This window comes from Nisaea sediminum, from assembly GCF_014904705.1.
Lineage (GTDB): Bacteria > Pseudomonadota > Alphaproteobacteria > Thalassobaculales > Thalassobaculaceae > Nisaea > Nisaea sediminum.
The window spans coordinates 103,243-129,782 of the sequence record NZ_JACZCQ010000005.1; the positions used below are offsets into that span (position 1 = coordinate 103,243).

Annotated in this window: 25 protein-coding genes; 10 read left to right on the top strand and 15 right to left on the bottom strand. The window is 65.4% G+C overall.

What is annotated here, in order from left to right:
• The first annotated feature begins 11 nt into the window (after positions 1–11).
• From hisS to IG122_RS11030, 5 genes are all read left to right on the top strand, one after another.
• Positions 12–1,256, top strand: a complete 1,245-nt coding sequence (gene hisS, locus IG122_RS11010) for a histidine--tRNA ligase (RefSeq protein WP_193183428.1) — start codon at positions 12–14, stop codon at positions 1,254–1,256.
• 12 nt (positions 1,257–1,268) lie between these two features.
• Positions 1,269–2,561, top strand: a complete 1,293-nt coding sequence (hemA, locus tag IG122_RS11015; protein ID WP_193183430.1) for a glutamyl-tRNA reductase — start codon at positions 1,269–1,271, stop codon at positions 2,559–2,561.
• Positions 2,558–3,622: a peptide chain release factor 1 gene (prfA, locus tag IG122_RS11020; protein ID WP_193183432.1), complete on the top strand. Its 1,065-nt coding sequence runs from the start codon at positions 2,558–2,560 to the stop codon at positions 3,620–3,622. The genes hemA and prfA overlap by 4 nt, the downstream gene beginning before the upstream one ends.
• Positions 3,622–4,482, top strand: coding sequence for a peptide chain release factor N(5)-glutamine methyltransferase (gene prmC / locus IG122_RS11025; RefSeq protein ID WP_193183434.1), 861 nt, complete (start codon positions 3,622–3,624; stop codon positions 4,480–4,482). Before prfA ends, prmC begins: the two co-directional genes overlap by 1 nt.
• A gap of 262 nt (positions 4,483–4,744) precedes the next feature.
• Positions 4,745–5,479 carry a DUF4167 domain-containing protein gene (locus IG122_RS11030; RefSeq protein ID WP_193183436.1) on the top strand — a complete coding sequence of 245 codons (735 nt, stop codon included), beginning with the start codon at positions 4,745–4,747 and terminating at the stop codon, positions 5,477–5,479.
• A gap of 65 nt (positions 5,480–5,544) precedes the next feature.
• Here the strand turns inward: IG122_RS11030 and IG122_RS11035 are convergent, their stop codons facing one another.
• Together IG122_RS11035 and IG122_RS11040 are read right to left on the bottom strand one after the other, a co-directional pair.
• Positions 5,545–5,982, bottom strand: a complete 438-nt coding sequence (locus IG122_RS11035; RefSeq protein ID WP_193183438.1) for a GNAT family N-acetyltransferase — start codon at positions 5,980–5,982, stop codon at positions 5,545–5,547.
• 5 nt (positions 5,983–5,987) lie between these two features.
• The gene (locus IG122_RS11040; protein ID WP_404924438.1) at positions 5,988–6,707 is read right to left on the bottom strand and encodes an MOSC domain-containing protein; all 720 of its coding nucleotides are present in this window, start codon (positions 6,705–6,707) and stop codon (positions 5,988–5,990) included.
• Positions 6,708–7,000: 293 nt separating this feature from the next.
• On the opposite strand from IG122_RS11040, the gene clpB reads away from it, so the two are divergent.
• Complete coding sequence (clpB, locus tag IG122_RS11045) at positions 7,001–9,619, top strand: ATP-dependent chaperone ClpB (RefSeq protein ID WP_193183442.1); 2,619 nt, start codon at positions 7,001–7,003, stop codon at positions 9,617–9,619.
• 163 nt (positions 9,620–9,782) lie between these two features.
• Here the strand turns inward: clpB and IG122_RS11050 are convergent, their stop codons facing one another.
• The 4 genes from IG122_RS11050 to IG122_RS24030 form a co-directional block, all read right to left on the bottom strand.
• On the bottom strand, positions 9,783–10,052 hold the full coding sequence (locus IG122_RS11050; protein WP_193183444.1) for a hypothetical protein: 270 nt from the start codon (positions 10,050–10,052) through the stop codon (positions 9,783–9,785).
• Between the two features lie 143 nt (positions 10,053–10,195).
• The gene (locus tag IG122_RS11055) at positions 10,196–10,822 is read right to left on the bottom strand and encodes a pseudaminic acid biosynthesis-associated methylase (RefSeq protein ID WP_193183446.1); all 627 of its coding nucleotides are present in this window, start codon (positions 10,820–10,822) and stop codon (positions 10,196–10,198) included.
• A gap of 29 nt (positions 10,823–10,851) precedes the next feature.
• On the bottom strand, positions 10,852–11,622 hold the full coding sequence (locus IG122_RS11060; protein ID WP_319024864.1) for a glycosyltransferase family protein: 771 nt from the start codon (positions 11,620–11,622) through the stop codon (positions 10,852–10,854).
• Complete coding sequence (locus tag IG122_RS24030; RefSeq protein WP_226893505.1) at positions 11,619–12,647, bottom strand: PseG/SpsG family protein; 1,029 nt, start codon at positions 12,645–12,647, stop codon at positions 11,619–11,621. The genes IG122_RS11060 and IG122_RS24030 overlap by 4 nt, the downstream gene beginning before the upstream one ends.
• An 86-nt stretch (positions 12,648–12,733) precedes the next feature.
• Between IG122_RS24030 and pseI the strand changes: the two genes are divergently transcribed.
• The 4 genes from pseI to IG122_RS11080 all read left to right on the top strand — a co-directional run bounded on the left by pseI (position 12,734) and on the right by IG122_RS11080 (position 19,153).
• The gene (pseI, locus tag IG122_RS11065; protein ID WP_193183450.1) at positions 12,734–13,795 is read left to right on the top strand and encodes a pseudaminic acid synthase; all 1,062 of its coding nucleotides are present in this window, start codon (positions 12,734–12,736) and stop codon (positions 13,793–13,795) included.
• 1 nt (position 13,796) lies between these two features.
• Entirely contained in the window at positions 13,797–15,506 is a 1,710-nt protein-coding gene (locus IG122_RS11070) for a tetratricopeptide repeat protein (protein WP_193183452.1), read from the top strand.
• Positions 15,507–15,605: 99 nt separating this feature from the next.
• Positions 15,606–17,423 carry a tetratricopeptide repeat protein gene (locus tag IG122_RS11075; RefSeq protein WP_193183454.1) on the top strand — a complete coding sequence of 606 codons (1,818 nt, stop codon included), beginning with the start codon at positions 15,606–15,608 and terminating at the stop codon, positions 17,421–17,423.
• Positions 17,423–19,153, top strand: a complete 1,731-nt coding sequence (locus tag IG122_RS11080; protein ID WP_193183456.1) for a tetratricopeptide repeat protein — start codon at positions 17,423–17,425, stop codon at positions 19,151–19,153. The genes IG122_RS11075 and IG122_RS11080 overlap by 1 nt, the downstream gene beginning before the upstream one ends.
• 1 nt (position 19,154) lies before the next feature.
• Here the strand turns inward: IG122_RS11080 and IG122_RS11085 are convergent, their stop codons facing one another.
• The 9 genes from IG122_RS11085 to IG122_RS11125 form a co-directional block, all read right to left on the bottom strand.
• Entirely contained in the window at positions 19,155–20,090 is a 936-nt protein-coding gene (locus IG122_RS11085; RefSeq protein ID WP_193183459.1) for a DMT family transporter, read from the bottom strand.
• An 83-nt stretch (positions 20,091–20,173) separates the two neighbouring features.
• Positions 20,174–20,695, bottom strand: coding sequence for a GNAT family N-acetyltransferase (locus IG122_RS11090; protein WP_193183461.1), 522 nt, complete (start codon positions 20,693–20,695; stop codon positions 20,174–20,176).
• Positions 20,685–21,431 carry an ABC transporter permease gene (locus IG122_RS11095; protein WP_193183463.1) on the bottom strand — a complete coding sequence of 249 codons (747 nt, stop codon included), beginning with the start codon at positions 21,429–21,431 and terminating at the stop codon, positions 20,685–20,687. The genes IG122_RS11090 and IG122_RS11095 overlap by 11 nt, the downstream gene beginning before the upstream one ends.
• Before the next feature lie 3 nt (positions 21,432–21,434).
• The gene (locus IG122_RS11100; protein WP_193183465.1) at positions 21,435–22,148 is read right to left on the bottom strand and encodes an ABC transporter permease; all 714 of its coding nucleotides are present in this window, start codon (positions 22,146–22,148) and stop codon (positions 21,435–21,437) included.
• 81 nt (positions 22,149–22,229) lie between these two features.
• Entirely contained in the window at positions 22,230–23,081 is an 852-nt protein-coding gene (locus IG122_RS11105; RefSeq protein ID WP_193183467.1) for a lysine/arginine/ornithine ABC transporter substrate-binding protein, read from the bottom strand.
• Between the two features lie 43 nt (positions 23,082–23,124).
• On the bottom strand, positions 23,125–23,916 hold the full coding sequence (locus tag IG122_RS11110; RefSeq protein ID WP_193183469.1) for an ABC transporter ATP-binding protein: 792 nt from the start codon (positions 23,914–23,916) through the stop codon (positions 23,125–23,127).
• 114 nt (positions 23,917–24,030) lie between these two features.
• A complete protein-coding gene (gene ccmI / locus IG122_RS11115) occupies positions 24,031–25,515 on the bottom strand; it encodes a c-type cytochrome biogenesis protein CcmI (RefSeq protein WP_193183471.1) in 1,485 nt (494 codons plus the stop codon).
• Complete coding sequence (locus IG122_RS11120) at positions 25,515–25,997, bottom strand: cytochrome c-type biogenesis protein (RefSeq protein WP_319024865.1); 483 nt, start codon at positions 25,995–25,997, stop codon at positions 25,515–25,517. Before IG122_RS11120 ends, ccmI begins: the two co-directional genes overlap by 1 nt.
• On the bottom strand, positions 25,994–26,539 hold the full coding sequence (locus IG122_RS11125; RefSeq protein WP_193183473.1) for a DsbE family thiol:disulfide interchange protein: 546 nt from the start codon (positions 26,537–26,539) through the stop codon (positions 25,994–25,996). The genes IG122_RS11120 and IG122_RS11125 overlap by 4 nt, the downstream gene beginning before the upstream one ends.
• Between the last annotated feature and the right edge of the window lies 1 nt (position 26,540).

Below are 26,540 nucleotides of genomic sequence, written 5' to 3' on the forward strand. Positions count from 1 at the left end.
GGACTGGACCAATGGCGAAACTGCAACCCGTTCGCGGCACCCACGACCTGCTTGGCGAGGACGCGCGGCGGCATCGCCATGTTGTGGAAACCGCGCTCGCGACCGCGGCGCGCTACGGTTTCAGCGAGATCCAGACGCCGATCTTCGAATTCACCGAAGTGTTCGCCCGCACGCTCGGCGAGACCTCCGACGTGGTCTCGAAGGAAATGTACAGCTTCACCGACCGCGGCGGCGAGACCATCACCCTGCGCCCGGAAGGGACCGCCGGCGTCGCCCGCGCCCTGATCTCCGGCGGCCTGACCCAGGACCTGCCGTTGAAGCTGTTCTACCAGGGCCCGATGTTCCGCTACGAGCGCCCGCAGAAAGGCCGCCAGCGCCAGTTCCATCAGATCGGCGTCGAGCTGCTCGGCGTCCCGGCCCCGCAGGCCGATATCGAAGTCATCACCGTCGGCGCCGACATTCTCGACGCGCTCGGAATCTTCGACGGCGTCGTGCTGGAACTGAACACGCTCGGCGACACCGAGAGCCGGGAAGCCTATCGCATGGCCCTGGTCGAGTATCTGATGGGCCACAAGGACGGTCTCTCCGAGGACAGCCTGCGCCGCCTCGAGGTGAACCCGCTGCGCATCCTCGACAGCAAGGACGAGGGCGACCGCGCGATCGTTGCGAACGCGCCGTCCTTCGGCGACTATCTGAACGAGGCGAGCCGCGACTTTTACGGCACGGTGAAGGCCGGTCTCGAAGCCGTCGGCGTGCCCTACCGGCAGAACGACCGGCTGGTGCGCGGGCTCGATTATTACTGCCACACTGCCTACGAGTTCGTCACCGACCGCCTCGGCGCGCAAGGAACGGTCATGGCCGGCGGTCGCTATGACGGTCTTGTCGAAATGATGGGCGGTCCCTCCACCCCCGGCGTCGGCTGGGCGGCGGGCATCGAGCGGATCGCGATGATGATCGACGCACCGGCCGCCCCGGCGCGTCCGGTCGCGGTGATCCCGGTCGGCGAAGAAGCCTCGATCTCGGCGATCAAGCTCAGCCATGACTTGCGCAAAGCCGGCCTGGCTGTCGAAATGGGCTATTCGGGCAACCTTGGAAAACGCATGAAGCGGGCCAACAAACTCGGTGCCAGCCACGCCGTCATTCTCGGCGAGACGGAACTCGAAAACGGCGTCGCGACCGTCAGGGACCTGGATTCAGGTACCCAGACCGAAATCGCGCTGGGCAAGATCGGGGACCATCTCAAAGCCGAGGTCTAGCGAGGCCCGGTTTTGGCGGACCGCACCGCTTCCCCGCTTTTTCAGGACCTGCACCGTTTCGCTGTCGTCGGCGTCAACCACCGGACCTGCCCGGACGCGATCCGCGAGCAGCTCTTCGTCGCCGACGAGGAACTGCCCGTCGTCCTACGCTCGCTCCGGGTGTTCGGGGTTGAGGAGGCGATGCCGCTCTCGACCTGCGACCGGGTCGAGGTCGCGGGCGTCTTCCCGAACCCCGAGGAAGCGCGCAGCGTGATCGCGAAGATCCTCTGCGCGCCGGTCGGGCTCGACCCCGCCCTTCTGGAACCCCTGCTCTACCGCCATGTCGGCGGGGACGCCGTCGCCCATCTCTTCCGGGTTGCCGCCTCGCTCGACAGCCAGGTGATCGGCGAGCCCCAGATCCTCGGCCAGATGCGGGCCGGCCACCGCCTCGCCCGCAGCCTGAAATCCTCCGGTCCGCTGATCGACGCGACCATGAGCGCCGCCTTCGAGGCCGCCCGGCAGGTCCGCCGCGAAACCCGTATCGCTGAAGGTCCGGTTTCCATCGCGGCCGCCGCCCTCGCCGTCGCGAAGGACGTCCATGGTGCGCTCGACAGCACGAAGGCGCTGCTTCTGGGGGCCGGCGAACTCGGACTGATCCTCGCCGAACAGCTGCATGACGGCCATGGCACGCCGGTCACGGTCATCGACCGGATCGACCGGCGGGCGCAGGCGACCGCGAAATCTCTCGAAGCGCATCACCGCCCGTTCAACGAGCTCTCCGCCGCGCTCACCGAAGCCGATATCGTGATATCCGCCATGGGCGAAGGCCGGGCAGTACTGAGCGCGGAAATGATCGGGAGCACCTTGCAGAAGCGCCGCTATCACCCGATCTTCCTGGTCGATCTCTCGGTCCCGCCGGATATCGATCCTGCGGTCAACCGGATCGACGAAGCCTTCCTCTTCGACCTTGAGGATCTGGAGCGCACCGCCACCGAGGGCAAAAATGCGCGCCGGGCGGAGGCGGACCGGGCCCGCGAGCTGGTCGATGCGGCCGTCGCCCGCTTCCTCTCGGACCAGAGCGGGCGGACCGCGGCGCCGGCCATCGTACGCATCCGGCAACACCTCGAAGCGATGCGGACCGCGTTGCACGAGGAACAGCCGAACCTGACCGCAGAGGAAGCGACGCGTCTGCTGCTGAAGCGCATCCTGCATGCGCCGTCGGAGCATCTGCGGCGCCTCGCCGCCACCGAGACACTGGACGACCGGACCATCGCCACCCTGGTGGAGCTGTTCGGCCTACATGAAGAACAAGGAGAAGACGAGTGAGCCTGCAGGCAAATCTCGAACGCGTGCTCGCCCGACACAAGGAACTGGAAGCGATGCTGGCCTCCGGCAACGGCGTTGCCTCGCAGGACATCGCGAAACTCTCCCGAGAGCTGTCCGAGCTTGCTCCCGTGGCCGAGAAGGTCACCGAACTGAAGGAGATGCGCAAGGAGCTCGAGGACGCGCGCGGCCTGCTCGAGGACCCCGACATGGAAGACATGGCGACAGAGGAGATCGAGCGCCTTGAGAAGGAACTTCCGGCGCTGGAGCGCGAGGTTCAGATCCTGCTGCTGCCGAAGGACGAGGCGGACGAGAAGAACGCGATCCTCGAAGTCCGGGCAGGCACCGGCGGCGACGAGGCCGCGCTTTTCGCCAGCGATCTGTTCGGCATGTACCAGCGCTATGCCGCTCAGAAAGGCTGGAAATTCGAGATCATGGAGATCTCGGAGAACGATATCGGCGGCTACAAGGAAGCGATCGCCGAGATCAGCGGGCGATCCGTCTTCGCGCGGCTGAAATTCGAATCCGGCGTCCACCGGGTGCAGCGCGTGCCGGTGACGGAATCCGGCGGACGCATCCATACCTCCGCCGCGACAGTTGCCGTGCTGCCCGAGGCCGAGGACGTCGATCTCGATATCGAGGACAAGGATCTCCGGATCGACGTGTTCCGCGCCAGCGGCGCCGGGGGTCAGCACGTGAACACGACGGAAAGCGCGGTCCGCATCACCCATATCCCGTCCGGCATCGTGGTCTCGCAGCAGGACGAGAAGTCGCAGCACAAGAACCGCGCCAAGGCGATGAAGATCCTCCGCGCCCGGCTCTACGACCACGAACGGCAGCGCCTCGCCGACGCACGCGCCGCCGACCGCAAGGGCCAGGTCGGCAGCGGCGACCGCTCGGAACGGATCCGGACCTACAACTTCCCCCAGGGCCGGGTCACCGACCACCGCATCAATCTGACGCTCTACAAGATCGACAAGGTGATCTCGGGCGAGGCGCTGGACGAGTTGGTCGACGCATTGACCGCCGAAGACGAAGCGGCCCGTCTCGCGGCGCTTTCCTGATGACGCCGGAAGCAGATCCCACGATCGGCGAGCTGATTACTGCCGCAACACGCCGTCTCGCCGCTGCCGGCGCCGACTCGCCGCGCCTTGACGCCCGCCTGCTGCTGGCCTGCGCGCTCGGCGAGAGCGGTCGGCTGCACGGCCGGGAAGACGAGACCGTACCGGCCGTGCCTGCCGCCCGTTTCGAAGCTCTCTTGGAGCGGCGTGGCGCCGGAGAGCCCGTATCCCGCATCCTCGGCAGCCGGGAATTCTGGAGTCTCGAGTTCGAACTCTCCCCCGCGACCCTCGATCCACGCCCGGACAGCGAGACCCTCATCGACGCACTTCGGGGCCTCTTTCCGGACCGTTCGGCATCGCTTCGCATTCTGGATCTCGGAACAGGTACCGGATGCCTGCTGCTCGCCGCGTTGAGCGAATATCCGAACGCCGAGGGCACGGGAGTGGACATCGATCCGGACTGCGTCGCCGTCGCCAGCCGAAACGCGCAGAAACTATCTCTTTCCGACCGCGCACGAATGATCTGTTCCTCCTGGGGTTCGAACGTGACCGGTCTGTTCGACGTGGTGCTCTCGAACCCTCCCTACATCCCCACATCGGAGATTGATTCGCTGCAACCGGAAGTGCGGGAACACGATCCGAGAGGTGCGCTCGACGGCGGCACGGATGGGCTCGTTGCTTACCGTAACATCGCGGAAAGCTTGGATTCCCTTCTCTCCGAAAAGGGGATTGCCGTGCTCGAATTCGGTGAAGGCCAGGGTGACGATATTGCGCGCATCATGCGATCGGCAGGTCTCTTCGTGGCAGGTTTCCGGAACGATCTCGCGGGCATTCGGAGATGCGTTCTGGTGCGTCGAACCTGACCCGCCGCGGGGAAAATCCCATTTGCATTACGGGATTTAGAACTTGGAATAGCTGTCTCAAACCGTTAGTCTCTTCTCATGCAACAGGTGCCGAGGGGGCAGACGCTGTTGCTGGAAACCATCCCGGTAAGAGATCAGCGCATCGGTTCGGAAATAGTCCGTCCGATGGTGACCGGATGTTTCGATCACACACGCGGTGTGGATCGGTGTTTTGGCTCGGGCGCCATTTTGGCTCCCCTACACAACGGCAAAGTAATCGACCATGAGACAAGGTCCCCATTCAAAGCGTGGGCGGGGTCGTGGCAACAATCGTCGCCCGAATGTCCCCAACAGGAATCAAACTTTCGACAGCAACGGGCCCGACGTCCGGATCCGCGGCAATGCGCATCAGGTCTACGAGAAATACCTGACGCTTGCCCGCGATGCGTCGACGGCGGGAGACCGGGTGCTGGCGGAAAGCCTCTTCCAGCATGCGGATCACTATTTCCGCATCTACAGTTTGTACAATGAAGAGAACGAGGCACGCCGCAACGCCGCACAGCAGGAGAACGGCTCCCAGTCGGACTTCCACCAGCGTGGCGACAGCGACAATGACGGCGACGAGCCGGACGATCACGCGCGGCAGCAACAGCAGCAGCATCACCGGACCGACGACGATCAATCCGCGCCACGCAGGACGCGCAGCGAGCGCCGGCAGGATGCCGAAGCGGCCGAACAGGATGACCCGCAGGACCGGACGGCACGGCCGCCGCGTCGGCGCCGGAACAGCGGCGGGTCTCCGGAAGCCGGAGCTGCCAGTTCGGACAACGACGCCGCTCTTCGCGCCATGCTCGGCGCCAGCGACTCGGGTCTGCCGAAGGCGGTCTCCGGCCCTGCCGCGGACGACGGCGAGCAGGCCGAAGCAAGCGAAGAGGCGAAACCGGTCCGCCGGCGCGGCCGCCCGCGCAAGGTAGCGGCTCCGGAGGAACAGGCCCTGCCGCTTGCCGGCGAGGACTGATACAGACAATACTGTCGATGAAAACCGGCCTGCGGAAACGCAGGCCGGTTTTTCTTTGTCCGGGTTCAGAGAGTTTTGGTGAAGAAACGCGAGACCGAGGAGTTCAGGTAGCCGAGCCGCTCGTAAAAGGCATGCGCTCCGGCGCGGCGCTCCCCGGACGACAGCGAGACGGAGGTGCAGCCGAGGTCGCGGGCGAGACGCTCCGCCTCCGCCATCAGCAAACGCCCGGCGCCCGTTCCCCTGATCGTCTCGTCGACGACCAGCGCTTGAACGACCAGCCCCCGTCCCTTCTCGATCGACGGACGGTCGAAGCAGTGCAGATAGCCGATCAGCTTTTCGTCGAGAAAGGCGCCGAAAGCATGGTGGCCCTCTGCTTCCAGAACCGACTCGATACGGCTTGCGGCCGTCCCGGGATCAAGCTCATAGCCGAGCTGAACCGTCAGGCCGGCGACGGAAGGCGAATCTTTCGCGGTCAGGCCGCGGACGCTCGGTGTGGTTCGCATCTCGATCAGAGGGCCTCTACCGGATCACCGACCTTCACGGCCCCGCTGCCGGTGACATCGACATAGATGCCGCAATCGGTATGACCGAATCCGTTCTGCAGATCGCGCGGGATCGTCAGGTCGCGTTCCGCGGTCGACGGATCGACATTGGTCGCGGCGCAGCGTCCGATACGTTCGGCCACGGTCACTTCCGCATCTCCGATCCGCACCTTCCTGCCGACCCAGGTGAATTCCTCCCAGGCGGGCACGCCCTCGATCAGGATATTGCCGCGGAAACGAAGCGGATCGACCTTGCGACCGACGACGCGCTCGAGATCGCGCACGCTTTCCAGATTGATGATCGAGACAAACGGCACCTTGACGTCGGAATAGGGCTGCTCGCCGCTCTCGACAATGCGCGGCTGGCCCCGGCTTTCCTTCGCCATAAAGGCGGCGAAGAACTGTTCCAGGACCGTCCGCCCATTGACGTCGGTGAGCTTGCCGCTGGAGACGTTGCGGCCCTTGCGCCAGATCTGCAGGATCTCGCTCGCGTCGTCGAAACGGGCCTCGAGCTGGGCGAGTTTCTCGACCTGGGCAAGCTGAAGAAAATTGGCTTTCGGTTTCCAGTCCCGATCACCCGCCTCGGCGCGCCGGGCGGCTCCGCCGTGCAGGATCCCGAAACGACGGTCATTGGGGAGCATGCGCCCCGCCTCGAGCGGAACGCTCTCCAAGGACTCTCCGGTCATGCCTTTGACCGGGAATCTGTAAATCGCGCTGACTTTTCCCATAGTGCACCGCACCATAAATGGCTTCGGAAGGCTGTCAACACGGATCGCGGCCTCTTGCGACCGGCAAGCGGCTCCCCATATCTCAGATGCGGGTTCCGGACGCCGCTTTCGGGTCATGGAACCTTCCCAGTCAGGGAGTAATCGGCGATGCTTAGAGGTCGCCGGGACTTTCTGAAAAATGGCTTCAGCACCGCCGGTTCGGGGTGTTCGGGGCTGTATCGGCAAACCTTGCGGTACGAAGGAGATATCCGTTGGATTTCGAAAAACTCTCGGAGCGGATGCGCGGCTTCCTGCAATCGGCGCAGACCCAGGCTCTCGGCGCGGGACATCAGCGCCTCACCCCCGAACATCTTCTGAAGGTCCTGCTCGACGACAAGGAAGGCATGTGCGCCAACCTGATCGAGCGTGCCGGCGGCGACGCGAAAGCGGCGCGCGCGGCGGTCGAGGCCGAACTCGGCAAGCTGCCGAAGGTCGAGGGCAGCGGCGCCGGGCAGGTCTATCTCGCCCCCGAATTCGCCCGCCTGCTGACCCAGGCGCAGGAGATCTCCGACAAGGCCGGCGACAGCTTCGTCACCGTCGAGCGCATGCTGCTTGCCATGGCGATGGCCGAAGGCTCTGCCGCCTGCCGCATCCTGAAGGATGCTGGCGTTACCGCGCAGGCCCTCAACCAGGTCATCAACGAGGTCCGCAAAGGCCGCAAGGCGGACAGCGCGACGGCGGAGAACGCCTATGACGCGCTGGAGAAATACACCCAGGATATGACCAAGGCCGCACGCGACGGCAAGCTCGATCCGGTGATCGGCCGGGACGAGGAGATCCGCCGCACGATCCAGGTTCTCTCCCGCCGCACCAAGAACAATCCGGTGCTGATCGGCGAACCCGGCGTCGGCAAGACCGCGATCATCGAGGGGCTCGCCCAGCGCATCGTGAACGGCGACGTGCCGGAGCCGCTGAAGCAGAAGAAGCTGCTGACGCTGGATCTCGGCGCGCTGATCGCCGGCGCGAAGTTCCGCGGCGAGTTCGAGGAGCGGCTGAAATCCGTGCTGCAGGACGTCTCCCATTCAGAGGGCGACATCATCCTCTTCATCGACGAGCTGCACACGCTGGTCGGCGCCGGCGCGGCGGAAGGCGCGATGGACGCCTCCAACATGCTGAAGCCGGCGCTTGCCCGCGGTGAGCTGCACTGTGTCGGCGCGACCACGCTCGACGAATACCGCAAGCATATCGAGAAAGATGCGGCCCTCGCCCGTCGCTTCCAGCCCGTCTTCGTCGAGGAGCCGAGCGTGATCGACACGGTCTCGATCCTGCGCGGCCTGAAGGAGAAATACGAGCTGCATCACGGCGTGCGGATCACCGACAGCGCGCTGGTTTCGGCGGCAAACCTCTCCAACCGCTACATCACCGACCGGTTCCTGCCCGACAAGGCGATCGACCTGGTCGACGAGGCGGCCTCGCGCCGGCGCATGGAAGTGGACAGCAAGCCCGAGCAGATCGACGAGCTCGACCGCAAGATCATCCAGCTGAAGATCGAGCAGCAGGCGCTGAAGAAGGAGACCGACAAGGCCTCCAAGGAGCGCCTCGCCAAGCTCGAGGGCGAACTGGCCGATCTGGAGAAGACCTCCGGCGAGCTGACCAAGCGCTGGCAGTCCGAGAAGGAAGTCGTCGTCGGCGTGCAGAAGGTGCAGGAGAAACTCGACAAGGCCCGCATGGAGCTCGAGAACGCCAAGCGCGAAGGCAATTTCGAGAAGGCCGGCGAGCTGATGTATGGTGTGATCCCGGATCTCGAGGCCACCATCCAGAACGCAGAGCACGCCTCGGCGGAGAAGATGGTGAAGGAAGAGGTGACGGAACGCGACATCGCCTCCGTGGTCTCCCGCTGGACCGGCATTCCCGTCGACAAGATGCTCGAGGGCGAGCGCGAGAAGCTGATCGAGATGGAAGAGAACCTGCACAAGCGGGTCATCGGCCAGCACGAGGCGGTCGCCGCGGTTTCCAATGCCGTGCGCCGCGCCCGTGCCGGGCTGCAGGATCCGAACCGCCCGATCGGCTCGTTCCTGTTCCTCGGCCCGACCGGCGTCGGCAAGACAGAGCTCACCAAGGCGCTGGCCGAGTTCCTGTTCGACGACGAGCAGGCGATGGTCCGCCTCGACATGTCCGAATATATGGAGAAGCACTCGGTCAGCCGCCTGATCGGTGCCCCTCCGGGCTATGTCGGCCACGAGGAAGGCGGTGCGCTGACCGAGGCGGTGCGGCGCCGGCCCTACCAGGTCGTGCTGTTCGACGAGGTCGAGAAGGCGCATCCGGACATCTTCAACATTCTGCTGCAGGTGCTGGACGACGGGCGCCTGACCGACAGCCAGGGCCGGACCGTGGATTTCCGGAACACGCTGATCATCCTGACCTCGAACCTCGGCTCCGAGTTCCTGGCGAGCCAGCCCGACGGCGAGCCGGTGGACGCGGTCCGCGACAAGGTGATGGAGGTGGTGCGCCGGGCCTTCCGGCCGGAGTTCCTCAACCGTCTCGACGAGGTGCTGCTGTTCTCGCGGCTCGACCGCGCGAACATGACCCACATCGTCGACATCCAGCTCGGCCGCCTGCGCAAGCTGCTGGACGACCGGAACATCACGCTGGAGCTGGACGAGGCCGCGCTTAAATGGCTCGCCGACACCGGCTACGACCCGGTCTACGGCGCCCGGCCGCTGAAGCGGGTGATCCAGCGCTCGCTGCAGAACCCGCTGGCGAACCAGATCCTCGAAGGTACGGTGCCCGACGGGAGCAAGGTGACGGTCACCGCCGAGGACGGACGCCTGATCATCAACGGCAAGCCGTCCGCTCCGGAAGAGGAAGTCCGGATCGAGGCGGCGGAGTAAGCAGCTCCGACCTGAAGGAGAAACGGCCCCCTGCAAGGGGCCGTTTTCTTTGGCGCTATGCCTCCGATTTCAGTCGATATGACCCTGGCAGCACGTAAGAAGCGATCGCAACGCCGCCTCCTCCGGTCAGCCCAGAACCGGAAGCAAACACTCGCTATCTGACTTACTCGAGAGACAGATTGCTGTCCGCGTAAAGGTTTGTAGTCCCGAACCACTGGACGTCCTGCGTAAGTTCGCCGACGAATATTGAGTCATCGCTATCCACGCACGGGACTAGATTATTCATGATCTCATTGCCGGCCTGGTCGGTTTCTATGATCCAGACGGTCGGCTGGAAGTGCCAGTATTTGCCGTAGCTCTTCAGCGCCGCCTCAAGGCAGGCTTCCTTGTCCCCGTCGTTCGGGAGGTAATAGGTAACTATATAATTTGCCATTGAGCGTCCTTCTCTATGAAAGAGCACACTAATCATCCGTGTTGCCGGAGTCGATCTAGCCAGCCCTCGCATGCGCGATGCCAAGACCGGCCAAGACGAACGCATAAATCAGACGGAACCGGATTTACGATCTGTCGGAAAAACTATCCCCGCTTCTCCAGCAGGAACCAGGTCATGTCGTCCGCCGGGAAGTTCGGGTCCCGGTGATACATGAAGCCGTAATCGACCAGCGAGAGATCCGGGAAGCGCTCAAGCAGGTCGCCGGCGAAGTCGCGCTTGAAGAGCCGGTCCTCATGGCCCCTGTAAGGGATCGCGACCGGGGCCGGATTGTAATATTCCGAGACCGCGATGTAGCGCCCGCTCGCGGCATGGAGATTGTCGTAAACCTGCGGCAACGCGTCCGGGTTGATGTGGATGAGAACGCCCGAGGTGAAGGAAAGATCGTGCGGCGCCTCCACCTGCGGATCGAGGATCGAGCCGTGATGGACGTTCAAGCTTGGCTGCGTCTTCAGCGCCTTCACCGCCTCCGGATTGATCTCGATGGCCGAGAGTTTCGCTTCCGGCAGGAGGGTGCGCAGCGCCAGCATATTGAGGCCGATATTGGCGCCGAACTCGACCACCGAGCCGACCGTCCCCGCCCGCGCGAGGATGCGGGTGAACATGGCCGTGCGCGAGGCGAGGATCGCCGCGTCGCGGTTGCGGTCGATATAGGCATTGCCGAACGCACCGGCCCAGAAAGCTTCCTGTTCGGTGCGGTAACTGTCGGTCATCGGGTCTCTCCTGATCTCTCGTCCGGCACCTATGCCCCGTCCGGGTAGGCGCCGTCCTCATTCTTCACCGGTTTCGGCTTGGCGGAAACCGTGCGGTTGATCTCGATCCAGTCCGGATGCGTCTCCAGGAGCGTCAGCACGTCGCGGTAGCCGAAGGCAGGGTTCCGCGGATAGAGCGCTTCGAGAATGCGGCGCACCAGTTCGAAATCCTCCGGCTGGTCGACGGTCCAGCGCTGCCCCTCGATCGGCGGCTCATGCCGCAAGATGCGGCAGGCGAAGCGCTCCGGGTGATTGTAGATGAACGGCGTCACATGTTCGCGTTCCTGATGCGCGACCGCCTCCGCATGCGCGGCAAAGAGCGCGTCTGCCCGCATCACCTCGGCATCGAGTCCTGCCGGCAGGGTCTGGCTGCCGGCATTGGAAACGTAATCCAGCGGTGGGTCGCTTTCTGTCAGGGTCCGGACGACCTCGTCGACGAGTTCCGGATCGACCAGCGGACAATCCGCCGTCAGCCGCACGACGATATCGGCCCCGGCCATCTCCGCCGCGCCGGCGAAGCGGGCGAGCACATCCTCCTCCGAGCCGCGCCAGAAGCGTAGCCCCTCGGTGCCGGCAAAGGCGGCCACCGGATCGTCGGTTTCATTCACGGTCGTCGCGAGTACGATCTCGTCGAGGGTCCGGCAGCGCCTCAGCCGCTCGACCTGATAGCCCAGCAACGGTTTGCCCAGCACCTCGCGCAGGACCTTTCCCGGGAGCCGCGTCGAGGTCATCCGCGCCTGTATGATGGCAACGATCTTCACGCCGCGCCGCCTCCTCCGACGAACCCGAGCATCGCATCTATGACCCGGTCCACGCCCTGCCCGTCGACCAGCGCCGCCGCAGCCCGGGAGAGCTTTTTCCGTTCCGCTACATCCTGCAAGAGGCGGACGGTGTCGGCGATGATCCTCTCCGGCGGACATTCCGCCAACCGTCCGAGATAAACCGCCGCACCTTCCGCCGCCATGCCCGTGCCGACCGGCTCTTCCACCGGCACGCTCGCGCCGAGGATCATCGGCGTGCCGTGCAGGGCGAGCTCCCCGACCGTCGAGCCGGCAGAGGAGAGCACGATATCCGCCGTGGCAATCAGGGCGCCGAGATCCCGCACGCCGACGCGGTAGACCACGGAGCCCGAAATCAGCGCCTCGGGCCGCCAGGCATTGGCCGGACCGATCACCGCATCCACCTGGCCCCCCGTGACTCCCGCCTCGGCCAGCGCCGCCGCCGCCGCGTCGACAAGCATGGCGAGATGCCCGTTCGGATCCGCGCCGCCGACCAGCGCGAGGATCCGCTTCGGCGTCTCGGAAATCTCCCGTTCTGCCAGGTCCTGGCGCAGGTCCGACCGGATCAGCGCATAGCGCGGCCCCGCCAGGATCTTGGCTGCGGTCCTGCCTTCGTAGCTTGCGGCGCTCGCCTGCACGTTCTGATTCAGGAGCAGGTCCACCGGATAGGCGTCCCTGTCGGACGCATCGTCGATCAGCAGTACGGGGGCGGCTTCGCGCGCCGTCGATGCAAATCCGGCATCGGCGAAGGGCCCGTCCAGCACCAGCCACGTCGCGCCGCGCTCTTGCGCCGCCGAAGCGAAGGCCCGTCCGTCGTCCGGATCCTCGAGGATGCGAAACTCGATCCCCGCCTGATTGAGGCGCACGGCGAGCTGGTCGGGCAGCGCATCACCGGAAAGGAACATCGCCTCGCCGCCCCGCGCACGCCATCCCTCGGCGAGAGCGAAGCAGCGCATCGCATGGCCGAGTCCGATCCGGGCATTGGCATCGGCGCGGATTGCGAGCATCCCCGGACTCACGTTGCGGCCATCCCTTCTATCCCCCGGTAAAAAAAGCTATTCTGGCCGCAACCCAAGCCGCTGTCACGGAAACCATGGCGAAAGATTTCAAGATCAACGGCCGCCCGGTCGGACCGGACCATCCGCCATACGTGGTCGCCGAAATGTCCGGCAACCACAATGGAGAGATCGGCCGCGCCCTCGCCCTGATCGACGCCGCCAAGGCGGCAGGGGCGGACGCGGTGAAGATCCAGACCTACCGCGCGGACACCATCACGATCGACCATGACGGGCCCGAATTCGTCATCGAGAAGGGGCTCTGGGCCGGGCGACGGCTGTTCGAGCTCTACGAGGAGGCCCACACCCCCTGGGAATGGCACGAGGAGCTGTTCGCGCATGCGCGCGGGATCGGCATCACCCTCTTTTCCGCGCCGTTCGACCCGACCGCCGTCGACCTGCTGGAGAGCCTCGACTGCCCGGCCTACAAGATCGCCTCGCCCGAGATCGTCGATATCGACCTGATCGAGCGCTGCGCACGGACCGGCAAGCCGCTGATCATCTCCACCGGCATGGCGAGCTTCGAAGAGATCGAGGAGGCCGTCGCGGCCGCCCGCGGCGCCGGGGCGACGGAGATCCTCGTCCTGCATTGCATCAGCGGCTATCCGACGCCGGTCGACCAGGCCAACCTCGCCACCATCCCGGACCTCGCGGCGCGCCTCGACGTCGCCATTGGCCTCTCCGACCACACAATGGACACGGTCGTCGCCGAGGCGGCGGTTGCGATGGGGGCCGTGCTGGTGGAGAAGCATTTCACCCTGCGCCGGGCGGATGGCGGGGTCGATTCCGCCTTTTCGCTCGAACCGGAGGAGCTGGCGACACTGGTCCGCAACCTTCGTGCCGTCTTCGACGCCCGCGGCAAGCCGAACTACCGGCCGACCGACGCGGAGAAGGAGATGCTGGCGATGCGCCGCAGCCTCTATGTCGTCGCCGACGTGTCTGCGGGCGGGGTTCTGACAGAAGCAAACATCCGCTCTATCCGCCCCGCGAACGGCCTGCCTCCGAAGCACCTCAAACAGGTGCTCGGCAAGCGCGCGACCCGTGCTCTCAAGCGCGGCGAACCGCTCGCCGGAGACATGATCGAGGGTTTTTCGGACTGACATGACCGAGGCAACGCCGCAGACCCTGCTGCAAGAGGCGCTGCAGAAACACCGGGCGGGCGATCTGGTCGGTGCGGCGCCGCTCTACCAGCAGGTCCTGAAACTCTCACCGCACCATCCCGACGCGCTGCATCTGCTCGGGTTTCTGCTGCATCAGGCGGGACAGTCCGGCGAAGGTCTGAAACTGGTCGACGCGGCGGTTGCGATCGCACCGCTGCATACCGATTTTCGCGGCAACCAGGCGCGGATCCTGCTCCATCTCGGACGCGAGGCCGATGCGGACAAGGCCTTCCGCGCGGCACTGATCGCCGCCCCCGCGAATCCGGACGCGCTTCTCGATCTTGCTGCCGCCCGGCGAAAAGGCGGCCAGGTCGTCGCGGCAACGAAGCTCTATGCCCGCCTTCTCTGTCTCACGCCGGCCGATCCGGCCACCCTGCTCGCCCAATCCGGCAACCTGATCGATCTCGGACGCCACGACACGGCTGGCGCGCTGCTCAGAAAATGCCTGCTGCTCGCCCCTGCTCTGATCGAGACCGCCAACAGCTTCGCCTTCCTGCAGATCACGATCCGCGACCTCGACCTGGCGCGAACCTGGTTCCGCCGCACGCTCGCGGCCCAGCCGCTCTATGCCGCGCCGCATTCCGGGCTCGCCGAGGTCTGCTTCTTCGAGAACGATCTTGAGGCCTGCCTTCGCCATTCGGAGCGCGCCCTCGAGCTCGCGCCGGACGACCCGCAGATCCATGTCCGGCACGGATTCCGCCTGCTTGCCGCCGGGCATGTCCGCGAGGGCTGGCAGGAGTTCGAGTGGCGCCTGAAGCGCGCCGACCGCATTCGGCGGGAAGGTTTGCCCCCGCGCTGGCGGGGCGAGCCCCTCGCCGGTAAGCATATTCTCGTCTGCGCCGAGGAAGGTGTCGGCGACGAGTTGCTCTATGCCTCCATGATCCCGGATCTCGTCGCCGCCGGAGCCGCCGTGGTGATCGAATGCGCTCCGCGTCTGCTGTCCGTCTTCACGCGGTCGTTCCCGGGCTGCGCGGTTCATCCCTACAAGCGGGAGGGAGACCGCTTCCGCCCGGTCCACCGCTATGACTGGCTTCCGAAAGATCCCCCGATCGACTATGCGATCGACGCGGGCAGCCTGCCCTCGATCCTGCGTCCCGACGTGACGTCCTACGAGCATCAGCGTCCCTATCTCACCGCCGATGCAGAGCGCGTCATGGAGATGCGGGACCGCCTGGCCGCCCTGCCGCCCGGCCCGAAAGTCGGCTTCTCCTGGCGTTCCAAGGAGGTCGCTCCGTTCCGCAACCTCTACTACACCGGCCTCTCGGACTGGCGCGCATTGCTGACCGATCCCGCGATTCAGGTCGTCTCGATGCAGTACGGGAGAGGCTGGCGGGAGGAAATCGCGGCCGCGCAGAAGGCTTTCGGCGCCCGGATACACGTGCTCGCGGGGGTCGACCTGACCGACGATTTCGAGGACATCTTCGCTCTCGGCGCTGCGGTCGACGGTATCGTCTGCCCGAGCACCACGCTCGTCTGGGTCGGCGCCGGGCTCGGCAGACCGGTCATGGAGTTCGGCGTCGAGCCGCATTTCGAGCTGATGGGCACTGGCCGGCATCCGGGCTTTCCAACCGTCCGCGTCTTCACCAAACCGGTGACGCATTCCTGGGAAGCCGTGACGGACGCCATTACCGATGCCGTGAAAACGCTGTGAGACCATATCGGGCCGCATCCCGTTTCCGCTATATTGGGATTGTCCCGGCGCCGGTAACGGCCTGAACCAGCTCGCAAAAGGACGGATCCCGGTCAAAGCATGTCCCCTCCGCAAACCCAGAGCCTGATGCAAGCGGCGCTTGCTCATCACCAGCAGGGCCGCCTGGCGGAAGCGGCCGCGCTCTATCAGAAAATCCTGCAGCAGAGCCCGAAACACCCGGACGCGCTCCATCTCTTCGGTGTCCTGATGCATCAGGGCGGGCAGCACGAGGCGGGACGCCGGCTTGTCGGTGCCGCCATCGAGATCGCGCCCGACCGTCCGGAGTTTCTCAGCAACCTCGGTCAGATTCTGAAAGCGCTCGGCAAACCGGAAGACGCCGAGGCCGCTTATCGCAAAGCGCTGGAGAAGGACCCGGGATTCGTCGATGCGCTGGCAAATCTGGGGTCCCTGCTTCAGGAGCGCGGCGCCATCGCGGAAGCCATTGGCCTGCTCCGCAGCGCCATCGAAAAGGCTCCGAACCATGCGAATGCACACATGAATCTCGGCAACGCCCTGCGCCAGGACGGACTTGTCGAGGAGGCCGAGGCTGCGCACCGGACCGCGGCCCGGCTCGCCCCGCTGAGTCCGGAGGCCTACGCAAACCTCGCCACCACGCTGATGGACAGGGACGCACTGGAGGAAGCGGGACGAGCACTCAGACGCGCGCTACTGCTCGCGCCAGCCCTGGCCGAAGCGGCGAACAGCGCCGGCTTCCTCGAATTCAACCGGCTCGACTACGTCGCGGCGCGGCGTTGGTTCACCCGCGCCGTCCTGCTCGCCCCGGGCTATGCCGCCCCGGAGACGGGTCTGGCGGAACTCGCCTATTTCTCCGGCGACATCGAGACATCGCTGAAGCATTCGGAGACCGCACTGCGTCTCGCTCCGGATGAACCGCAGATCCATCTCAGGCACGCGATCCGCCTGCTCGCCGCCGGACGTCTAGAGGAAGGTTGGCGGGAACGGGAATGGCGGCACAAGGCGCCCGACCGCGTCCGCCGGCTCGGCCTGCCGCCGATCTGGCAGGGCGAGCCGCTCAAGGGCAAACGTCTGCTGGTCTGCGCCGAGGAAGGCGTCGGGGACGAGATCCTCTACGCCTCGATCTATCGCGACGTCATGAAGCTTGGCGCCGAGTTGGTCGTCGAATGCGACGCCCGGCTGCTGCCGGTGCTCGGGCGCTCTTTCCCCGATGCACTGGTACATCCCTATGCGCGCGCCGGAGACGGTTTCCGCCCGGTGCAGAAATACGACTGGCTTCCGCACGACAAGCCGGTCGACTACGCCATCGATGCCGGAAGTCTGGCGCTTCATTTCCGCCGGCGGCTCGAGGATTTTGCGGAGGAGCCCTACCTGAAGGCCGACCCGGAGCGCGTCCGGGCGGTCCGCGAGACGATCGAGGGAACGGGCGACGGGCTCAAGGTCGCGCTCGCCTGGCGCTCGCGCAACCGCACGGCCTTCCGAGACATTCACTACACGGCGCTGTCAGACTGGCTGCCGGTCCTGCGGGAACCGGGAATCGACGTCTTCTCGATCCAGTATGGCGACGGCTGGGAAGAGGAGATCGAGAGCCTGTCGAAGGAAACGGGTTTAGGCCCGCATGTCCTGTCGGACCTGGATCTGACCAATGATTTCGACGACATTCTTGCCCTCGTCTCCGCCGCCGATATCCTGATCTGCCCGAGCAGCACGCTCGGCTGGATCGGCGGCGCGCTCGGCAAGCCGACCTGGCTGTTTCACCCGGTCCCGCTTTTCGTGCAGTACGGCACCGACGGGTTCCCGGGTTTCCCGAGCATCCGCAGCTTTCCGAAAGCGGTCGGCACGTCCTGGCAGACAATCGTCGAAGCGGTTCGCATCGCCCTTGGCGATCTGAGAGCGCGCTGATGCGGCGATCGGAACTCGACCGGGCGCTGGCCCTTCACAGACAAGGCGACCTCGCCGGCGCGGCCGCGGCCTACCGTGCGCTGATCGAGGAAACGCCGGACGATGCCGCACTCTGGGAATATTTGGCGGTCGCCAGCGCTTCCCGGCAGGACGGAGCGACCGAAGCGATCCAGTCCTTCCGCAAGGCCCTGATTCTCGCGCCCGCGAGCGCCTCCGCCCTCTTCAACCTTGCCGCATTTCATGTCCGGTGCACGCAGGATCCCCTGGCGCTCATCGGCTTCCGCCGGGCAACGGCGGCCTCGGCCGCGAATGCGGAGGTCTGGATGCAGCGCGCGAACACCGCCATCCGTCTCGGCCGCAACGCCGAGGCCCTGGCGGCGCACCGGCAGGCCACCCGGCTTGCGCCGCTCGACCCGCACAAATGGGAGCAGCGCGCCACCCTGCTCCGCCGCGTGGCAAAACACGATGAAGCGGATCGGGCAACACGCACCGGTCTGATTCTGACTCCGGATGCTGCCAATCTCTGGGCCGCACGTTCCGCCGTCTTTTTCGAGATCGACCAAACCGGCATCGCCCTGCTTTGCGGCAGGCACGCCGTCATATCCGATCCCAAGAATGCCGACGGCCGCGCCAACCATGCGCAGGCGCTCTACCGCGCGGGCCATTACAGCGAGGCGGTCAGAGAGGCCGGAGAGGCCTTCCGGCACGCCCCGGACAATCCGGTCATCGCCTTCAATCTCGGGCTCTATCTGCTTACCGGCGGCAATCTCGCGCATGGCTGGCGGCTCTATGACGCGCGGTTGGTCCCCACCGCCAGGTTGCGGCATGGCCTGCCCCCACGGGTTTGGGTGCCCGGGGCTCCGCAATCGGGCCGCGATCTGATCGTGCCGGCTGAGCAGGGTCTCGGAGACGAGGTCCTCTTCGCCAGCTGCTTCGCCGATCTCGCGGCCGAGCTCGACGCCGGCCATCTCGACAGCGTAACCGTCGAATGCACCGATCGGCTGCGCACCCTGTTCGAACGGTCCTTTCCGGACTTCCGCTTTTTCGACCGACTGCGGAAACCGGAAAATCGCCTGTCTCCGGCCGACTACAGTCAGATCACGGCCGCCTCCGGCGCCGACTGTTTCGTGATGGCGGGAAGCCTGCCCGGCCTGTTCCGGAAGGCGCTCGAGAACTTCCCCGCCGGCACCGGGTTTCTCAAGCCCGATCCGGATCGGGTCGCTCACTGGCGCATGGAGCTCGAAAAGTTCGGTCCGCCACCCTATCTCGGTCTTTCCTGGCGATCCCGCGCCGGGCGCAACCTGAGTACGGTCTATTATCCGGGACCGGAGAACATGGCTGCCGTCCTTCGGCTTGCCGGCGTGCGTTTCGTCACGCTGCAATACGATCATTCCGAGGATGAGGTCGCCGGAATGGAGAAAGCGAACGCGGTCGAGATCATGCGGCCGGACGGTATCGATCTGACGAATGACATCGACGACACCGTTGCGCTGATGGCTGCGCTCGATGCCGTCGTCGTTCCCAACAATCTGCTGATGAGCCTCGCGGGGGCCCTTGGCAAACCCGCCGAAGCCATGGTTCATGCGGCGAACTGGACATTCCTCGGGACCGATCAGGTACCGTTCTGGCCGAGCGTCCACATCCACCGGCGAACCGACGTAGAAGGCCTCGACTGGGAGCCTCTGATGTCCCGGGTCGCCACCCGGCTGAAAACGAAGCTGAACCTCTGATTCAGCGCGGCGCCGCAGCCTCCGCCGCCACTCCGGGCGCGCGCGTACGCTTGGCTTCGCGGTAGGTGATGTAAAGCCCGCTTGTGACGATGATCCCGGCGCCGAGAAAGGTCATGGCGTCCGGCAAGGTGCCGAAGATCAGGAAGGTCAGCAGGGTCGCCATCAGGAGCTGGCCGTAATTGAATGGCGAGAGCAGCGAGGCTTCTCCGAGGCGGAACGCTTTGATGACGAAGAAATGTCCGAGCCCGCCGAGAAAACCTACCAGGGCGAAGAGACCGTAATCGAGCAGGTTGTCCGGTAGTTTGTAGTCGAACGGCAGGATGAAGCTCGGAATGAGGGCGCCGATCAGCGCGATGTAGGTGATCGAGGTTTCGGCGGAATCGCTGCTGGAATATTTGCGCGTGAGGACCTGGTACACCGCGTAGAAGAAGGCCGTTCCGAGCACGCAAAGCATTGCCCAGTGGCTCTCCCCGCCGCCCGGGCGGATGATGATCAGAGCACCGCCGAAACCGACCAGCACCGCGACCCAGCGCCGCCATCCGACCTTTTCGCCGAGAAAAGGAACCGCGAGTGCGGTGACGATGATCGGCGAGGTGAAATTGATCGAACTCGCGACCGGCACCTCGATATAGCGGACGGCGAGGAAAAAGAGGCAAGTGCAGACGAACATCAGCACCGAACGGATGATGTGGACGCCCGGTTTCTGCGCTCTCAGAAGCCCGAGCCCATGGCTCGGCAGGAAGATCGCGAGGGCGAAGAGCAGGTGGCCGGCATAGCGCGCCCAGACGATCTGCGTGGTCGAGTAGTCCGCCGAGAGATAGCGTACGAGCACGTTCATGCAGGGCAACACGGTGATCGCGGCGAGCATGAAGAGGACGGCGGCGGTGAACGGCTTTGCGAGCGGCGCAGGAGCCGCTGCAGCGTGGTCTGATGTCATGTCCGAAGCCTAGGCGCGCCCGGTGCGTCGGGCAAATTCCAATGCGTCAGCACAGTGCGCCCCGAAGAGGCATGAGTATTGGCTTACTTTTTCAGCGTCGCCGGAGTGACCGTCAGATACATCGCATTCAGAGACTGGTCCGGGTGCCGACCCTTTTCCCGGAAGCCGGCGCGCTTGAGGGCAATGATCGCCGGCCAGTTGTCCGCGTGCGGGCAGGTGACGATACGGTCGATTTCGGGATCGCGGAACACCTGGGCCGCCAGCGCACCGAGCATCCGGCGGCCGAGCTTCTTGTTCACCATGTCGGTCGCGCCGATCAGGAAATCGATCGCGCGCGTCCGCTCGGTCACGTCGGCAACCCCGGCCCAGCGCGCGTCGCCGTGGGCCCTGTAGACATGCACCAATCCGATCGGGCGGGCATCCAGTTCGGCGACAAAGAGCCCCGCATCCGGATCCCGCAGGACCTCTCCCAAGGTCTCGACGATATCCGAGAACAGCCGGTGGGTGCGGCGGGCGACATGCGGCGCGACGAGCCAGCGGCGGATTGTTCCCTCGTCGGCCGGTCCGGCCCGGCGGAGGACGATGTCGGCGACGTCAGCGGACATCGGAGCCGAGAGCCGCAACAGTCGTCATATCCTTGCCCTTCACGTTCCGGGCGGCCTCCCGGCGATCCGGATTGAGCCTGTGCTCGATAAAGGCAACAAGGCGGGTCACGATGAAGACCAGCGTCAGGTAGAAGACGGCCGCGACAAGGAAGATCTCCAGCGGCTTGTAAGTCTGCGAGATCATCTTCCGCGCGATACCGGTCATCTCCAGCAGGGTGATCGTGCTGGCGAGCGAGGTCGACTTGATCATCAGGATAATCTCGTTGCCATAGGCCGGCAGAGCCTGGCGGATCGCCTGCGGGAAGACGATTCGGCGGAAGCGCATCAGCGCGTTCATGCCGCAGGCCTTGGCCGCCTCGACCTGTCCGAACGGCACGGAGAGAATGCCGCCGCGGATGATCTCGCTGGTATAGGCGCCGGTATTGAGCGTCAGGGCCAGGATGGCGCACCACCAGGCCTCCCGCAGCACCGGCCAGAGAAAGCTCTCGCGCACGACCTCGAACTGCCCGGTGCCGTAATAGATCAGAAAGATCTGCACCAGTAGCGGCGTGCCCCGGAAGACATAGACGAACCCGTAAGCGAAGGCCGAGACCGGCCGGAAGGAGGACAGCCGCATCAGCGCGATGCCGACGGCGAGGAAGAATCCGGCGAAAAGCGAGGTCGCCGCGAGGCCCATCGTGACCGGAAGGCCGTCGAGGATCTTCGGCAGGGCTTCCGCCATCAGGTCGAGATCCATCGCTCAGGCCCTCCGCACGCCGCGGTTGGCCCAGAGCTCGGCGAGCCCGAAGCCCTTGTTCGAAAAGGCAGTCAGCACGAGGTAGAGCACGCCCGCGGTCAGGTAGAAGGTGAAGGGCTTCTGCGTCGAGCCGCTGGCGACCGAGGCCTGCCGCATGATCTCGACGAGGCCGACGACGGAAATCAGCGAGGTGTCCTTCAGGGTCAGCTGCCAGACATTGCCGAGCCCCGGCAGGGCGAACCGTGCCACCTGCGGGATCATGATCCTTCGGAACAGAAGGAAGCGGCTCATACCGCAGGCCTTGGCTGCCTCGATCTGTCCCTTCGGGACCGAGAGCACGGCGCCGCGGATCACCTCGGTCGCATAGGCGCCGGAGATCGTGCCGAGCGCGATGGTGCCGATAGCGAAAGCGTCGAGCTCGATATACTCGTCGTAGCCGAAAACCTTGGCGACCGTCATCACCGCCATGCTGCCTCCGAAAAACAGCAGATAGATGATCAGCAGATCCGGAACGCCGCGGATCAGTGTGGTGTAGGCCTCTCCGACGAAGCGGAGAACGAGATAGCGGGAGAGCTTGAGCGCAGCGCCGAACATGCCGATCACGATGCCGAGCAGGAAGGCGGCGCAGGCGACGGCGAGCGTCATCAGCATGCCGCGAACCATCTCGTCGCCCCAGCCGTCATCGCCCCATTGGAGCAGCAGCATCCAGTCAGGCATGCATCACGCCTCTTCGCGTCGTTTCTCAAGCACACGGCCGCCCCGAGGGACGGCCGTGCATTTTTCAGGTCACTCGGACGATCAGTCCTTCGGCGTGCCGTCGAAGCCGAACCACTTGGTGGAGAGCTTCGAGATGGTGCCGTCGGCGATCGCCGCGTTGATGGCCGCGGTGAACATGTCGGCCAGTTCCTGGTCGTCCTTGCGGATGCCCGCGCCGACGCCATTACCGAACGGACCGCCGTCCATCTTCGGGCCGGTCATGGTCATTTGCTTGCCCTTGTCGCCTTCGAGCAGCGGCACCCAGTAGGAGAGCGAGGCCAGCGCTGCGTCGATGCGGCCGGCCGCGAGATCGAGGTCGAGGTTCTCCTGGGTGTCGTAGGTCTTCACGGTGACCGTGTCGCCCATGAACTCGTTCAGGAAGTTCTCGTGCGTGGTGGAGATCTGCACGCCGACGGTCTTGCCCTTCAGCGCCGCCTTCATGGTGTCGATGGCGGCTTTCTCACCCGCGTCGATATCGGCCAGCGAGACGGTCGCGAGCTTGACGCCCAGATCGCTCAGCGGGCTGGATTTCAGCACCACGAAGGAGGCCGGGGAGCCCATGTAGTTGCGCGAGAAGGTGATGACTTCCTTGCGCTTATCGGTGATCGACATGCCGGCCATGATGGCGTCGAACTTGCCGGCCTGCAGCGCCGGAATGATGCCTTCCCAGGCGGTCTGCATCAGTTCGCACTGGACCTTCATGCGCTCGCAGAGATCGGCATAGAGATCGACCTCGAAGCCTTCCAGCTTGCCGGAGCTGTTGGTGAAGTTCCACGGCGCGTAGGCGCCTTCGGTCGCGATGCGGACCGTGCTGCCTTCCTTGAAGTCCTTGGCGTCGGCGGCACCGCTGAAGGCGATGGACGCAAGCGCCAGTGCAGTCAGAAAACGCTTCATTTTTAAGCTCCCGTTTTTTCCCTGTCGGTAATCGGCCCGGCCGTCAGTTCTTGCGTTTGACGAACTGGCGGCAGCGTTCCGATCGTGGGTCGTCGAACACCTGTTCGGGCGGCCCCTGTTCTTCCACACGCCCCTCGTGCAGGAAGACAACCTCGCTCGAGACATCGCGAGCGAAATCGATTTCGTGGGTGACGATGATCATGGTGCGCCCCTCATCGGCCAGTTGGCGCATCACGAGAAGCACCTCGCCGACGAGTTCGGGGTCGAGCGCGGAGGTCGGCTCGTCGAACAGCATGACCTGCGGCTCCATCGCGAGCGCGCGCGCGATCGCGCAGCGCTGCTGCTGACCGCCGGAAAGGTGGCTCGGATACTGGTCCCGCTTGTCACCGATGCCGACCTTGTCGAGCAGCGCCTCGGCACGGGCGATGGCCTCCTCCCGCGGGACTTTCAGCACATGAACCGGCGCCTCGATGACGTTCTCCAGAACCGTCATATGGGTCCAGAGATTGAAGTTCTGGAACACCATGGCGAGCCGGGAGCGGATCCGGTCGACCTGGCGCATGTCGGCCGGCTGCTGGGTGCCGTTCGGTCCCGGCTTCATGGCGATGGTCTCGCCGTTCACCGAGACGATGCCGCGGTCGGGAATCTCCAGCAGGTTGATGCAGCGCAAAAAGGTACTCTTGCCGCTGCCGGAAGACCCGATCATGGAGATGACGTCACCCTGGCGGGCCTCAAGGGAAACACCCTTGAGCACTTCGAGGCCGGCGAAGCTCTTGTGCAGGTCCTTGACGACCAACGCAGCCGACGCGGAGTCCGGCGCGTGCGCTAAAGCCATGTTATCGCAATCCCAACGGTGACGGTCAGGCGCAGCATAATGGCCATTCCAGAACCGGCAAGATTTATGTCACGGAATCGACATGAAAACGGCGCAGTGCGGACGGCTTTTCGCCTAACCGCCGAGAGCCTCGATCCGGCGTTCGAGCATGCCGCGAGCCGGAGCGTTCGGCCCCATCCTTTCGAGCAACGCCCCCCAGAGCGTCTTCGCGGTCGCGGCATCTCCCCGGGTCGCGGCGACGAGGCCGCCATAGAAGAGACCGTCGGGACTGTCGGGCGCGATGTCGCGGATATGAGCGACCAGTTTGGCGAACTCGTCTGTGATTCCGCTCTCCGGCGTGCCGGGCGGGAACAGCGCGCGCGCATAGTCAAGCTGGATCTGGAGATCATCGGGCGCCAGCCGGGCCGCGTTGGCATGCGCTTTCAGAGCGTCGCCAGTCCGGCCAAGCACCCTATAGGCCCTCGCGAGGCGAACCCAGCCGTCGAGATCGTCGGGCTCCTGCTCGAGCCGGGTGGCGAGCCGGTCAACCATCGACTGGATCATCGCAGAGCGGTCCTCGGCGCTCATGTTGCCGGCGGCCTTGACGTCTTCCTCGGTCGGTCCCGGAGCGGGGGCGCGAGAGATCTGCGGCGCAGCGGATGCCGGACGGTTTGCGCGCTCCGCCGCCCGCAGCGCCGCGACATCGATGCCCGCTTCGGTCCCTGCCTCGTCGATGCGCTGAGTAACGAGGGCTCTCCAGGGCGCATCCGCGGGCGAATCAGCCTCCAGCGCTATCCACCATTTGAGCGCCCCGACAGGATCCGCCGCCTGACTGCGGGCGAGGCCGAGATAGTAACGCGAGCGCGGCTCCTGCGGCTCGGCCAGGTTGACCTTGCGGAAATCCTCGACCGCCGCCGGCGGGACCATACCGTCCGCCGCGAGCACAAGCGCCTCGCCGCGTGCCGCGACGAGCTGGAGATTGTCCGGCACCATCGCCAGCGCCCGCCCGTAGGCCGTGACGGCCTCACGGTAGCGCTCGGTTACCATGTAGGAGCGGGCGAGCAGCGCCCAGCCGTCCGCATCCTCCGGGTTGGCTTTAAGTTTCTCTTCAAGCCCCGCGACCATCTCGGTCACACCGGGCTGCGCTGCGGCGCCGGCGGGCTGCCGAGGCTGCGCGGAGGGTTGCGACTGCTGCGCCATACGTGTCGTGCCGGCGCCATCGGTCCGCTTGGCGAGCGGCAGGTCCGGCAAACCGGGGCGGCCGACGCCGACATAGGTCAGCAGGGCGCCGGCGGGCAGAAGGAAGATCACCAGCACGGCCGCCGCGAGACGGCGCTTGCGGATCGCGGCGGGAGACGCACCGTCCCCGCGGGCCTGTTCCGCCGAGGCCGCCAGCATCCGACGCTGCACCTCGACCCTGGCCGCCTCGAACTCCTCTTCGCCGAGACGTCCGGCCTCCAGATCCCGCTCGAGCTCGCTCAGCTGGTCGCGATAGACCGCCAGCGCCTCGTCGCCTGCTTCGCGCTCGGCGGCGTCCTCGCCCCCGGCGGACAGCACCGGCCAGAGCAGCAGCAGAATTGTTCCGAAGGTCAGAACTCCGGCGACGACCCAAAACACCATCAGGCTTTCCGATCCTGCTCGTCCAGAAGCGCCGCGATGCGCCGCTCTTCCTCATCGCTCAAGGGGGCCGGGGTCACGCTCTCCGCGTCGCCGCCGCGGCGGCGCAGAAGGAAGACGGCGACACCGATGGCGCCCAGCACACCGACCCCGAGCGGCCCGTACCAGAGCACATAGGTCGATGCTTTCACCGGCGGCTTCAGCAGTACGAAATCGCCGTAGCGCTCGACGAGGAACTCCTTGATTTCCGCATCTCTGTCGCCGGCGACGAGCCTCTCGCGCAGGAGCACGCGGAGATCCTTCGCCAGCCCGGCATTGCTGTCGTCGATCGACTGGTTCTGGCAGACGAGACAGCGGATCTCCTTGCTGAGCTCCCGCGCCCGGGCCTCGAGGGCCGGGTCCTTCAGCATCTCCGCCGGCTCCACCGCAAGGGCAGGCAGCGTGAAGCAGGCCAGAAGGAGTCCGAGGAACAGGTTCCGCATCATCCTTTGCCCGCCCGCAGCTGTTCGACCATCGGAAGAAGCGTGTCGTTCAGGGCCTGGCCGGTCAGCGGCCCGACATGGCGGTAGCGGATATGCCCGGCAGCGTCGACCAGATAGGTCTCGGGCACGCCGTAGACGCCCCAGTCGATCGCCGCGCGACCGTCCGAGTCGGTGCCGATGCGGCCGAACGGATCGCCGAGTTCGCGGAGCCAGCCGATCGCGGCCTCCGGACGGTCCTTGTAATTGATTCCGACCAGCGGCACCGCACCTTCGGCGGCGAGCCGCATCAGGATCGGATGTTCCGCCCGGCAGGGTCCGCACCAGGAAGCGAAGAAGTTGACCAGCTTGACCTCGCCTTTCAGGTCCTCGGGGCCGAGACCGGGCTTGTCCTGCAGCAGGGCCGGCAGGTCATGCCCCGGTGCCGGCTTGTCGATCAGCACCGACGGCAGCAGGCGCGGATCCTTCTTGGTGAGGATCGGAATGGTGAAATAGCCGGCAATGACCGCGAAGATCAGCAGCGGCAAGAGATAGAGCAATCGCGACATC